Genomic DNA, 12,442 nt, shown 5'->3' with positions numbered 1-12,442 from the left:
TGAGTAATAGCTCGCTATTACGATTGAATGCAATGCTGTTATCTATTATTTTAACCAACGAAATAGGTCAGATACTTATACGGATTGGTATTAGTTACTTTAATCTGAACCGCTAAAGACACAAAAGGCGGTCATAGGACCGCCTTTTAAAAATACACAATCATTCAGAGTTGAATGAATTATTAAGCGTTGTTTACAATGTAATCAATAGCTGATTGAACAGTTGTGATTTTCTCAGCTTCTTCATCTGGAATTTCTGTATCAAACTCTTCTTCAAGAGCCATTACAAGCTCAACTGTATCTAGAGAATCAGCTCCAAGATCGTCAACGAAAGAAGCTTCGTTTTTAACTTCGTCTAGTTGAACACCTAGTTGTTCAACGATGATGTTTCTTACGCGTTCTTCGATATTGCTCATTTTTATTTTCCTTTGTGGATACGCTGTTGCGTTATTTAGTTGCGACAGTTTATTCTATCACGTTTAATATTCAAGTATTCTATTGCTGGTTAGACCACTTTTTTTGGATCTTAATCAATAAAGATATAAATTCCAACCATTTTCACCAATTTAGCGGTCAATTTTAGACCATATACATGCCGCCATTAACGTGAATTGTTTCACCATTAATGTAAGCTGCGCCTTCTGATGCAAGAAATACAACCGTTGCAGCAATCTCTTTCGGATCACCTAAACGACCTGCAGGTACAGCAGAAAGTGTCGCTGCACGTTGCTCTTCTGTTAATGCTTTAGTCATATCAGTTTCAATAAACCCAGGAGCTACTGTATTAACAGTAATACCACGGCTTGCCACTTCTCGTGCTAAAGACTTAGTAAAGCCAATCACACCCGCTTTTGCAGCAGCATAGTTAGCCTGCCCTGCATTGCCCATAGTACCAACAACAGAGCCGACGTTAATTATACGTCCATGACGTTTTTTCATCATTGGACGCAATGCCGCTTTACTCATTTTAAAGATGGGCGTTAAATTCGTGTTAATGATATCATTCCACTCATCATCTTTCATACGCATCAATAAGTTATCACGAGTAATGCCAGCGTTATTGACTAACACATCAACAGCCCCATATTGTGCTTTGATCTCATCAAAAAGTGTACTGATAGAATCTGTTTCTGTTACATTTAGCACAAATCCTTTACCTGCATCACTTAAATATTCACTGATCGCTGCTGCGCCATTTTCACTCGTCGCTGTACCAAGTACCGTTGCACCTAATGCAACGAAACTTTCAGCAATAGCACGTCCTATACCACGACTTGCACCCGTTACTAATACCACTTGACCTTTCATACTCATTATTGTGCTCCTTTAACTGCTGCCAGTGATTGCTCAAGGCTAGCATTATCATTGATAAAACTGGCAGTAAAACTCTTATCGATACGTCGTACAAGGCCGCTTAACACTTTACCAGGTCCAGCTTCAACTTGTAGTGTGATCCCCTCTGCCGCCATTTTTTCAATCGTTTCTGTCCAACGAACAGGTGAAAATAACTGACGAACTAAGGCGTCTTTAATTTTAGCGGCATCCGTTTCTGCAACGACATCGACATTATTAATAACAGCCATTGTCGGTGTTTTAAATTCAATGTCTTGCAGCGCAACAGCTAATTTCTCTGCGGCAGGTTTCATCAATGCACAGTGTGAAGGAACACTAACAGGTAAAGGAAGTACGCGCTTTGCACCAGCTTCTTTTAATAATAGACCCGCTCGTTCTACCGCTTCTTTATTGCCCGCAATAACAACTTGTCCTGGAGAATTAAAGTTAACAGGAGAAACAACTTGTCCCTGTGCTGCATTTTCACAACAGGTTGCAATAACATCGTTATCTAAACCAATAATGGCAGCCATAGCCCCTGTTCCAGCAGGCACAGCCTGTTGCATTAATTGACCGCGTAACTCAACGAGTTTAATGGCATCTTGAAAATTAATAACACCTGCACACACTAAAGCGGAATATTCGCCTAAGCTATGACCAGCAATAACGGTGGGCTTTATACCACCCTGCTCTTCCCAAACACGCCAAATAGCGACTGATGCCGCAAGTAATGCAGGTTGTGTTTTATCTGTCTGATTCAACGATTCGCTCGGACCTTGTTGCACCAGCGCCCATAAATCATAACCTAGTGCAGCACTTGCTTCTTTATAGGTGTCTACAACAACAGGAAATGTCTCTGCTAGTTCAGCTAGCATAGCAACACTTTGCGAGCCTTGCCCAGGAAAGGCAAAAGTAAAGTTTGTCATATTTTAAATTCCTATGAATATAACTGTTTTTAGACTAAACCCACTCATCAAATACTCTATTTAGGCATAGGAAAAATGAATGAAAATAATCATTAAGTATGCGCTTCTGATTAAACAATGAATAACCAAGGTGAAACACTGTTTCACCTTAAGCTAACATCCATTTTAACAAGCATTAATAAGTAGGTAATTACTGAATTGAGTGTTACATACGGAGCAAGGCACTACCCCATGTAAACCCACCACCAAATGCCTCTAGTAAAACTAGCTGACCGGGTTTGATTTTGCCACTACGAATGCCTTCATCTAGCGCCAAGGGCACTGATGCAGCAGAAGTATTGCCATGTTTATCAAGCGTTAGAATAACTTAATCCATGGACATCCCTAATTTTTTAGCCGTAGCACTGATAATTCGCTGGTTCGCTTGATGAGGAACCAACCAATCTAACTCTTCTTTAGCAATATTATTAGCCGCGAGAGTATCAACAACCACTTGACTTAATCTTGTCACAGCAACTTTGAAGACATCGTTTCCTGCCATTGATAAATAGGCCGTATTCAGGGTATCCATATTGCCACGCTCAACATTTGGCAATTTTAATAAATCACCATAACGGCCATCGGCATTGATATGAGTCGATAAAATGCCCACTTCGGTGGTTGCACTAACAATAGCCGCCCCAGCACCATCACCAAATAAAATGACTGTTGAGCGATCCGTTGGATCACAGGTATTAGCTAAACTATCGGCACCAATGACAAGAATGTTTTTAGCACCACCAGCTTTAATAAAATTATCGGCAATGCTTAATGCATAGGTAAACCCAGCACAGGCCGCAGCAACATCAAAAGCGGGGATATTATAAATGCCTAATAAATTTTGTACTTCACAGGCAGCAGAAGGGAAAGCGTTATGATTACTGGTCGTTGCGACAATAATCATATCTAAATCTGACGCGGTTAAACTCGCAGCTTGCAATGCATTAACCGCCGCCTCTTTTCCCATAAAGGCGATTGTTTCTTGTTTGTTTGCGATACGGCGCTCTTTAATACCCGTACGTGTCGTGATCCATTCATCACTCGTGTCGACCATTTTCTCTAAATCGTCGTTTGTACGTATCGCTGCCGGTAAATAGCTACCAGTACCTATAATTTTACTATTCATGTGATAAACAATCTCGCTCTGATAAAACAGTTTCTAACGTCTCAGCTACACACGCAGGGATTTGCCATTGAATCTCTTTGATCGCTTGTTCAATGGCATAGGTAAATGCAACTTCATTTGCACTACCATGACTTTTAACAACAATACCGCGTAGCCCAATTAAACTTGCTCCATTATACATATCCGGATGCAAATGTTTTAACTGCTTTTTTAAAATTGGATTTAATAACCTACCTAACAGTTTACTATAAAAGTTTGTATTCAGTGCTTTATTTAACTGCGATAGATAGACACGGCCCATCCCCTCATAACTTTTTAATGCAACGTTACCACTAAAACCATCGGTTACAACCACATCGGCTTGGCAGGAAAAGATATCGTTCGCCTCAATAAAACCAATGTAATTCACATGCGGAGTCTGCTTTAACAAATCAGCACAGCGTTTAATTATATCATTACCTTTATTATTTTCTTTACCCACATTAAGCAGGGCAACGGTAGGACTTTTAATTTGCTCTACCTTTTCACAAAGTACACTGCCCATAATCGCGAAATTAAACAAAGTGTCACTATCACACTGTAAAATAGCGCCCAAGTCTAAAAGATAAGTGTGGCCAGCACAATTATTGGGCAAACCAGAGACTAATGCGGGTCGAGAGATACCAGGCAAGGTTTTCAATGCCTGTTTTGCTAACAACATTAGCGCCCCTGTATTACCGGCACTAACACATGCATCCGCCTTTCCCTGGGCCACCAAATCTAATGCGAGGTGCATAGATGTACCTGAAACATGGCGTAAAACATATACGGGATTATCTTCCATAGAGATAAACGTATCTGTATGAATAACATGCAAACGAGGATGATTTAGAAGATTATGCTTTTGTAAAAAAGGGTGTAACAGTGTTTGGTTGCCAACTATCAATATTGACAGATTGGTATGTAACTGAAGTGATTTTTTAGCCGCTAAAATAGGAATATGGGGACCGAGATCGCCCCCCATGACATCAAGCGCAATAGTAAATTTACGCAAAGTAATCTTATAGGTCGATTACTTTTCTGCCTCTGTAAAAACCATCAGCAGTCATGTGATGACGACGATGAGTTTCACCAGATGTAGAGTCTACAGAAAGTTGAGCACCTGCACCTAGTGCATCATGTGAACGACGCATACCACGTTTTGAAGGAGTCTTACGACTTTTTTGTACTGCCATTTTTAAAATTCCTGCTTGTTACTTGTGCTTTAGCTTAGCTAATGCATCAAATGGGTTGGGACGCTGTTCTTCTTCATCAATTTCACCAAAGGTAACTTCGTACGCTCCGAGCTGACAATCCTCTATTGCATGTTTTGCAATTTGCGGAAGAGCCAGAATCAGTTCGTCTTCAACAACCTGATAAAGATTTACCTCTCCATTTTCATCATAGTAAATGGGTTCATAGGCGTCTGGTAAATTATTTTCCTGTTCTTGGTTATGAACGGGACAATACGTAAATTCAGCTTCACACTGATAAAGCATAGGCTCACTGCACCGTTGACAAATGAGTTCTACTTCAACACTAGCTTTGCCATGAAATATTCTCAGCTTTTGCTTATCAATATCAAATGAAAAAGTCGTGTTGATATCAGACTGAACGCTGATTGTTGACTCTGCCAATCTGTTCAAAAACGACTTAGGAATATGAGCATCAAGTTCCAGTTGTTTTTGAGCAGCGCGAACAGGATCAACGCTAATCGGTAATTTAACCTTTTGCATGGGCGCGAATAATATAGTTTGCTGTTAAGATAGTCAAAGAAAAAGCGACATTTTTTATTATGTTATCGCTTTATTATTTTCAAGCCCATAGAATAACACAATTCATAGATAAAAAAAGAGGCCAATATGCCCCAATTTCTTGTTTTAGCATCCACCTCCCCCTTTCGAAAGCAACTACTGGAAAAATTGCATCTAGCATTTTTAACCGACAAACCCAATGTTGATGAAACCGCCTTGCCCAGTGAAAATGCACAACAATTAGTGACGCGTTTAGCTATACAAAAAGCACAGGCTGTCACAGACAAATATGAGCATGCATTGATTATCGGCAGTGACCAAGTCTGCGTGAATGACGGTGTTATTTTAGGCAAACCAGGTAACTTTGAAAACGCATTTAAGCAGCTCAAAGCCGCCAGTGGTAAACGCATCACCTTTTATACGGGTCTCGCTTTAGTTAACAGTGCAACGGGACGAGTTCAGTCTCTGGTTGAGCCTTATACCGTGCAATTTAGAGAGTTGAGTGATGCAATGATCACTCGTTACCTAGAAAAAGAACAACCGTACAATTGCGCAGGCAGCTTTAAAAGTGAGGGGTATGGTATCGCCCTATTTGACTCTTTTGAAGGCAAAGATCCCAATAGTTTAATCGGCTTACCACTCATATCGCTAATTAAAATGCTAGAGAACGAAAACTTTTCCGTCATTTAATATATCAATGCAACTTGAAGATGACTGATATAACATATTCAAGTTGCATGTATCTTCTATCATGACAAAATTTTCCATCTTGCCATTATCTCCCCAATATTTGTATTAGCAACAACTGACACTGAGGATACGTTGTACTCCCCTTACCCCATAGAAACTAATTGTTCCTGTAATTTAGTAACTTCATCCCTGATTTTTGCAGCTTGTTCAAACTCGAGTTCTTTGGCGTATGTAAACATCTGCTTTTCCAATTTAACGATCTGCTTAAGGATCTCCTGCTCACTGTTAACTTGGTAGTTGGCTTTATACTCAGCGACCTTATCTTGTTTACTATTGCCTTTTTTAAGATTGCGCTGCCCAAGTTGCAGAACATCATTGACCTGCTTATTTAAGCCTTGTGGAACAATGCCATTGGCTTGATTAAAATTATGTTGCAGAAGGCGGCGATCTTCGGTCACCTTCATCGCCTTTTGCATGGATGCCGTCACTTTGTCGGCATATAAAATGGCTTTACCTTTTAAGTTACGTGCAGCACGCCCCATGGTTTGAATTAACGAACGCTCAGAACGTAAAAAGCCCTCTTTGTCCGCATCTAATATTGCCACCAGTGAAACTTCAGGAATATCTAACCCTTCACGTAGTAAGTTGATCCCCACTAATACATCAAAAACCCCTAAGCGTAGATCGCGTATAATCTCAACACGCTCAACAGTATCAACATCGGAATGTAAATAACGTACTTTAATACCATGTTCATTAAGGTAATCGGTAAGATCTTCTGCCATGCGTTTGGTTAAGGTGGTCACTAATACACGCTCATTTAATGGTAAGCGAAGATTGATTTCCGAAAGCAGATCATCGACTTGAGTAGTAACTGGGCGCACCTCTATTTCTGGATCAAGTAATCCTGTCGGACGAATCACTTGCCGTACTACATCACCCTCTGATTTTTCAATTTCATAATCACTGGGTGTGGCAGAAACATAAATGGTTTGTGGTGCCAATTTCTCAAATTCCGCAAATTTAAGCGGACGATTATCCAAAGCCGATGGCAAACGGAAACCGTAATTCACTAAGTTTTCTTTACGGGAACGATCACCTTTGTACATAGCGCCAATTTGTGGGACGGTTACATGACTTTCATCAATAATCAACAAACCATTGTTAGGGAGGTAATCAAATAACGTCGGTGGTGCTTCACCCGGTGCGCGCCCAGACAAGTAGCGAGAATAATTTTCAATACCCGAGCAATAACCTAACTCATTCATCATTTCGATATCATATAAGGTACGCTGAGAAATACGCTGCTCTTCAATGAGTTTATTTTCAGCTAAAAACGCTTTTTTACGTTCATTGAGTTCTATTTTAATGGCCTCAACGGCTTTTAAAATTTGCTCTCTAGGCGTTACATAGTGGGTCTTAGGGTATACGGTCACACGTGTTAGTTTATCGAGCTGTTGCCCCGTTAATGGGTCAAAAATCGTTATATTTTCCACTTCATCATCAAATAATTCGATACGCAACGCCTCTTTTTCCGAATCAGCAGGAAAAATATCAATGACCTCCCCACGTACACGAAAAGTACCACGGCTTAATTCCGTTTCATTACGACTATATTGTAAATCAACCAAGCGTTGCAGAATTTCACGGCTAGAGATTATTTCACCAAGGGTGAGATGCAACATCATTTTTAAATACGCAGTGGGATCCCCTAATCCATAAATAGCAGAAACAGAGGCGACCAACACCACGTCATCACGTTCTAATAAGGCTTTAGTTGCAGATAAACGCATCTGTTCAATATGGGCATTGACCGCGGCATCTTTCTCAATAAAGGAATCAGAACTCGGTACATAGGCTTCTGGTTGATAATAATCATAATAGGAGACGAAATATTCAACGGCGTTATGGGGAAAAAAATCCTTCATTTCGCCATACAATTGCGCAGCTAAGGTCTTATTCGGTGCAAGAATCAATGTAGGGCGATTCAACTGGGCAATGGTATTGGCCAAGGTGAATGTTTTCCCTGAGCCAGTCACTCCCAAAAGCGTCTGGAAAGCGAGCCCCGATTCAATACCATCAACGAGTTTTTCAATCGCTTGAGGTTGATCGCCTGCAGGCGAAAATGTTGATGACAATTGAAATTTTTTTTTCATAACAGCCCTATTACAGCATATTTTATCGTTTAGATAGTTTAACACCATCTGTGATCATGTAACTGACTCTATAAATTATTTTATACTTCATTAAAAGTATATAAATACAAGCTTGATGAAAAAAAATCATCCAAAGCCTCATTTAAAACCATTATCAGCAGATTTATAGCACTATAAAGGTGCACAAAAGAAATCTTCATATGTTACAGAATCATAACAATATGGCTCAGTATTTATTTTGTTAGCATGGTAAGCGCTGCTAAAACAAACAATAAAAATTCACAACAATCAGTTGCTTGTCAATCTATTTATGCAAATAACCGAAAAAATAATTCACAGAAAAGTATTGACTTGTAGCGAAACAATTATCACAAACAAAACATCAAATATAGATTAACAACAAACACTTGACATTCTTAAGTGACTGTTTTTTAATAAATTTAATTTCCGCTTGTTTTTGCAACAACCCACGACAAAGTAAGTAATCATAAGGCTTTCAGCAACTTTTAATAAAACTCCCCACAGAGTTATCCACAGAAAAAGTGGATAACCGTGATGAAGCTAGATAACATGGGCTTTGTAGGATATTGTGAATTATTTTTTTAAATAAATTCAAAAAAGCAAAGTAATAGTTTGATCATATTTCATACAAAAAGGTAAAAAAAGCTGTAAACAGGAATTTACATGATCAATTGTTCCATAATTGTAGAAATAGAAATAAAATTAACCTTCTATTAGCCTATATTTAACATTCAATATTTATCGTGATTAAAAAGCGCACAAAAAAAATAGCAATATGTTTACAAACAAAGAATAAATCACGCCCTTTATTTGCTATGCTCTGTGTCACTAATTAGTCAGAGGATCTACTACCATGCATTTCTTGTTTAAAAAAATATCACTCCAAGTAGGGGTTGTTTGTACAGCATTATTAATGGCTTGCAGCGCTCCGTCAACCACTGTGCAACTTAATCCAGAGCTATCTATTGCAGCAACAAACAACCTAGAAAACAGCAAAGTCACTTGGCACTTAACCAGCCAAGACAGACGAATTGCGCGCCATATTATTGAAATTAGCAAGGGAGATGGCGTTGCTATGTTAGTAAATGAAAGCCAAAGCAGCCGGTTAGTCATTGAAAGGACGCTACGTGAACAATGGCAACAACAGAGCCAAAACTTCCAAGCTGATAGTAGCAATATTATTAATGTTCAATTAATTAAATTACTTGCTAAAGTCGAACAAGGTAGTGTCTCCTTTGAAAATAATGCTGACATTGTTATAAAGATAGAATTAACATTTGATAATCAGATTTTTAGCAAAACCTATAAATCACGATTTGCACAACAAGGCGTGTTTAAAGCAGATAGTGATAAATTGGCTGAACAATTAAATACGCAATTATCACAAATATTAACTGAAATCATTCAAGACCCTGAACTTAACGCTAAACTACAAAAACTCTAATCCTAAGGAATAAATATGAAATACCTGTTATCTGCTTTACTACTAATATTGAGCACCACTAGCTTTGCCGCTGGCAACCCCAGTGTAGTTATCGATACTTCACAGGGGAAAATAGCTATTGAACTTTTCCCCGACCAAGCCCCACAAAGCGTCTCTAACTTTTTAGCCTATGTAAATCAAGATGGTTTTAAAGAGACAATATTTCATCGTGTTATTAATGGTTTTATGATTCAAGGTGGTGGAGAAAATGCCACAGGAAAAAAATTTGTAACCTTTGCTGCGATTAAAAATGAATCGCGTAATGGCTTGAGTAATGAACGCGGTACGATTGCCATGGCAAGAACAAACTTCCCTCACTCAGCAACGCGACAATTCTTTATTAACCAAAAAGATAATTATTTTTTAGATGCTAAAAATGGCAATTGGGGATATGCCGTATTTGGAAAAGTGACTTCAGGGATGGATGTAGTTGATGCAATTGCAAAGGTCAAAACAAACGCGGGAGATCGTCCGACTCAACCTATCATCATTAACAGCATCACTGTTCAAAAAACAACCACAAAATAAGCGATAAAATAGTTCTTAATATGTAGGTATTAACCTAATACCTACACTAAAATAACTTAGGCTATTTTCCATGGCTAACAATCCATTTTTTTAATGTATCAATATCTCCTTCATAACTGGATTTGAACAATTCATGCCAATCATCAATATTATCCCACCAAGCAGGCAATTCTGGTGATTGAATTTTTTGCGCTAACTCCTGAAGACGTATTAAGCCGACTGAAGCAGCTGCACCTTTGATTTTATGTGCCTCACTCACTATTCCCTTTTTATCCTTAGCAATGATATTTGAATCAAGAATTTGTAAATAATCGGGTATCATCTGCGCAAAAAGAGCAACGTTTTCAAGCATTACTGACGTTGGTAGAAAATCGAACAGTTCACACAACATTGGCTCATTGATAATCGTTTCATTAACATCGTTAATCACTATAGGCATATCACTATTATCCTCCTTTTTCTGGTTCGTAAACAGTCTTACAATCATCTCATTAAAGGATTCAATCCCAAGCGGTTTTCCAAGCGCATCATCCATGCCTTGTTCGATAAACTTTTGTTTATCGGCAAAAACATTTGCCGTTAATGCCACAATAGGCGGAAGATCATCTACATATCTATGGCGCAATGCTTGGGTCACTTGATACCCATCCATATCAGGCAACTGAATATCCATTAAAATCAACTGATATTTGTTATTAGCCACTTTATCAAGTGCTTCTTGGCCATTAATAGCGCTATCTACATGGTGCCCTAGCTTTTCTAATAAAGCTTTAGCTACCACAATATTTAAATCTATATCTTCAACCAATAAAATAGATAAGGTGGGCAATGAATGGGAAATAAGTCGATTATTATGATTTGTTTCAGAACACTCTACAGGGATAGATAACTTAAATAGACTCCCTTCACCGAGGGTACTTTGTACCGTAAGCGTGCCCCCCATAGCTTTGACGATTTGTGCGGAAACAGCCAAACCAATCCCTGTTCCCGTTGCATGTCGATTACCTTTAACTTGGTAATACATCGCAAATATTTTTTCTAACTGATCAGTGGGAATACCAATACCAGTATCCTGTACCTCAAAAGTCAGTAGGCCTTGTGTTTCATTAATTGCTTCACTATAACAGTCAATGGTGACAGTGCCTTCTACTGTAAATTTCACCGCGTTAGTAATTAGATTCCAGAGCACCTGCCTAAGTCGAGTATCATCTGCTGTAATATAATTTGGCAGTAAACTTTTCTGCTGAAAACGTAATGCCAACCCCTTTTGTTCAGTTTGAATAAAAGCAAGACTTTTCAGATCGGTAATAAAATCAGGCATGTTAATATGATTACTAACTAAATTTAAGCGTCTTCAATCAAGTTTATCTAAGTCAATAATATCATTGAATATATTGCCCAATGTAATAGCACTAATATGGATAGTTTTAAGGTATTTAATTTGCTCACTGGTCAGGTTTTCATCTAACAGCATACGACTTAGTCCAACGATACCATTTAGTGGCGTACGTAATTCATGACTAATCGTCGCAATAAATGTTGTTTTATCGCGGCTAGCCTTCTCTAAAGACTCTTGGTATTTTTTACGTTCAGTAATATCACGGCCGAAACCAATGATACCAACACATTTCTTATGGCTGTTATACAAAGGTAATGCCCGTACTTCAAAATAAGCTTGTCGTCCATTAGGATAATGCAACCAATGCTCATTAATCTGCTCTTGATTCGTTTCTTGCGTTTTTAAATCTCGTTCAACGACCTGTCTGGCATAGGATTCTGGATATATATCAAAGGGTGTTAAACCTATAAGCTGCTCCTCGGTTTTTCCAGCTAACTCTTCCATCGCCTTATTGCAACTAACAAAGCATCCTTTCAAGTCACGATGAAAAAAGAGATCGGGGGAAGTATCTAAAAAGGAACGCAATAAAATAGCCGTTTCTTCAAGTTGCCTTTGGCTCTTCTGATGTTCAATAATTTCACACTCTAAAGCATCCGTTTTTTCCTGATCATTTTTTAACATCACTTGCAATTTTGCAACGGTGTTTCCTAAGCGCTGTCTGGCGTCTTCTAGATCTCCAACCACCACAGTTAAAAAATAAACAGCCCAAGGTGTAATAATTAACCCTAAAATGAAAGATCGCGATATATCGACAATATCCAAAGGTGCATTGAAGTAGTATCCTAATAAAATCTGCAAAATCGAATCGGCAGTAATAATTGCAACAGCTAAAATCAAACTAAAACGAAATGCTCCGAGTTTTTTTAATAGTGCAACGTAATAATGCACCCATGTTTTTAGAATAAATATATTCACAATGCCCCCTGAAAATTTCGAATGATTTTATTACTTTTAAAAGTGAAAGAAGGAC

General features: G+C 38.5%; 12 protein-coding genes and 1 pseudogene. 3 read left to right on the top strand and 10 right to left on the bottom strand.

Going from position 1 to position 12,442, the window contains the following annotated elements:
• Positions 1-182: 182 nt before the first annotated feature.
• The 7 genes and pseudogenes from acpP to yceD form a co-directional block, all read right to left on the bottom strand.
• Positions 183-416 carry an acyl carrier protein gene (gene acpP / locus AB1A03_RS12825; protein WP_354625024.1) on the bottom strand — a complete coding sequence of 78 codons (234 nt, stop codon included), beginning with the start codon at positions 414-416 and terminating at the stop codon, positions 183-185.
• 163 nt (positions 417-579) lie between these two features.
• Positions 580-1,314: a 3-oxoacyl-ACP reductase FabG gene (gene fabG, locus AB1A03_RS12820; protein WP_354625023.1), complete on the bottom strand. Its 735-nt coding sequence runs from the start codon at positions 1,312-1,314 to the stop codon at positions 580-582.
• Positions 1,314-2,258 carry an ACP S-malonyltransferase gene (gene fabD, locus AB1A03_RS12815; protein WP_354625022.1) on the bottom strand — a complete coding sequence of 315 codons (945 nt, stop codon included), beginning with the start codon at positions 2,256-2,258 and terminating at the stop codon, positions 1,314-1,316. Before fabD ends, fabG begins: the two co-directional genes overlap by 1 nt.
• A gap of 205 nt (positions 2,259-2,463) precedes the next feature.
• Positions 2,464-3,423 (bottom strand): annotated as a pseudogene (locus AB1A03_RS12810) (beta-ketoacyl-ACP synthase III).
• Positions 3,416-4,456 carry a phosphate acyltransferase PlsX gene (plsX, locus tag AB1A03_RS12805; RefSeq protein WP_354625021.1) on the bottom strand — a complete coding sequence of 347 codons (1,041 nt, stop codon included), beginning with the start codon at positions 4,454-4,456 and terminating at the stop codon, positions 3,416-3,418. Before plsX ends, AB1A03_RS12810 begins: the two are co-directional and overlap by 8 nt.
• A 7-nt stretch (positions 4,457-4,463) precedes the next feature.
• Entirely contained in the window at positions 4,464-4,637 is a 174-nt protein-coding gene (rpmF, locus tag AB1A03_RS12800) for a 50S ribosomal protein L32 (protein ID WP_354625020.1), read from the bottom strand.
• An 18-nt stretch (positions 4,638-4,655) separates the two neighbouring features.
• On the bottom strand, positions 4,656-5,177 hold the full coding sequence (yceD, locus tag AB1A03_RS12795) for a 23S rRNA accumulation protein YceD (protein WP_354625019.1): 522 nt from the start codon (positions 5,175-5,177) through the stop codon (positions 4,656-4,658).
• A gap of 126 nt (positions 5,178-5,303) precedes the next feature.
• On the opposite strand from yceD, the gene AB1A03_RS12790 reads away from it, so the two are divergent.
• Positions 5,304-5,885, top strand: coding sequence for a Maf family protein (locus AB1A03_RS12790; RefSeq protein WP_354625018.1), 582 nt, complete (start codon positions 5,304-5,306; stop codon positions 5,883-5,885).
• A gap of 143 nt (positions 5,886-6,028) precedes the next feature.
• Here AB1A03_RS12790 and uvrB read toward each other — a convergent pair whose 3' ends face one another.
• A complete protein-coding gene (uvrB, locus tag AB1A03_RS12785; protein WP_354625017.1) occupies positions 6,029-8,041 on the bottom strand; it encodes an excinuclease ABC subunit UvrB in 2,013 nt (670 codons plus the stop codon).
• Between the two features lie 874 nt (positions 8,042-8,915).
• On the opposite strand from uvrB, the gene AB1A03_RS12780 reads away from it, so the two are divergent.
• Positions 8,916-9,506, top strand: a complete 591-nt coding sequence (locus AB1A03_RS12780) for a YajG family lipoprotein (RefSeq protein ID WP_354625016.1) — start codon at positions 8,916-8,918, stop codon at positions 9,504-9,506.
• 15 nt (positions 9,507-9,521) lie between these two features.
• A complete protein-coding gene (locus AB1A03_RS12775; RefSeq protein WP_354625015.1) occupies positions 9,522-10,073 on the top strand; it encodes a peptidylprolyl isomerase in 552 nt (183 codons plus the stop codon).
• A 61-nt stretch (positions 10,074-10,134) separates the two neighbouring features.
• Here the strand turns inward: AB1A03_RS12775 and AB1A03_RS12770 are convergent, their stop codons facing one another.
• Complete coding sequence (locus AB1A03_RS12770; RefSeq protein ID WP_354625014.1) at positions 10,135-11,394, bottom strand: ATP-binding protein; 1,260 nt, start codon at positions 11,392-11,394, stop codon at positions 10,135-10,137.
• Positions 11,395-11,427: 33 nt separating this feature from the next.
• Positions 11,428-12,387 (bottom strand): PAS domain S-box protein, encoded by a 960-nt coding sequence (locus AB1A03_RS12765; protein ID WP_354625013.1) that lies wholly within the window; start codon positions 12,385-12,387, stop codon positions 11,428-11,430.
• Between the last annotated feature and the right edge of the window lie 55 nt (positions 12,388-12,442).

Origin of the sequence: Psychromonas sp. MME2 (assembly GCF_040566515.1) — a bacterium.
In the GTDB taxonomy this organism is placed as follows: domain Bacteria; phylum Pseudomonadota; class Gammaproteobacteria; order Enterobacterales; family Psychromonadaceae; genus Psychromonas.
The sequence above is the reverse complement of the archived record's forward strand: the minus strand, read 5'-3'. Positions and strand labels throughout refer to the sequence as shown.

Bases quoted from the DNA above. Each gene is read 5' to 3' on its own strand.
- acpP (WP_354625024.1), bottom strand. From the start codon at position 416: ATGAGCAATATCGAAGAACGCGTAAGAAACATCATCGTTGAACAACTA.
- fabG (WP_354625023.1), bottom strand. From the start codon at position 1,314: ATGAGTATGAAAGGTCAAGTGGTATTAGTAACGGGTGCAAGTCGTGGT.
- fabD (WP_354625022.1), bottom strand. From the start codon at position 2,258: ATGACAAACTTTACTTTTGCCTTTCCTGGGCAAGGCTCGCAAAGTGTT.
- rpmF (WP_354625020.1), bottom strand. From the start codon at position 4,637: ATGGCAGTACAAAAAAGTCGTAAGACTCCTTCAAAACGTGGTATGCGT.
- yceD (WP_354625019.1), bottom strand. From the start codon at position 5,177: ATGCAAAAGGTTAAATTACCGATTAGCGTTGATCCTGTTCGCGCTGCT.
- AB1A03_RS12790 (WP_354625018.1), top strand. From the start codon at position 5,304: ATGCCCCAATTTCTTGTTTTAGCATCCACCTCCCCCTTTCGAAAGCAA.
- uvrB (WP_354625017.1), bottom strand. From the start codon at position 8,041: ATGAAAAAAAAATTTCAATTGTCATCAACATTTTCGCCTGCAGGCGAT.
- AB1A03_RS12780 (WP_354625016.1), top strand. From the start codon at position 8,916: ATGCATTTCTTGTTTAAAAAAATATCACTCCAAGTAGGGGTTGTTTGT.
- AB1A03_RS12775 (WP_354625015.1), top strand. From the start codon at position 9,522: ATGAAATACCTGTTATCTGCTTTACTACTAATATTGAGCACCACTAGC.
- AB1A03_RS12770 (WP_354625014.1), bottom strand. From the start codon at position 11,394: ATGCCTGATTTTATTACCGATCTGAAAAGTCTTGCTTTTATTCAAACT.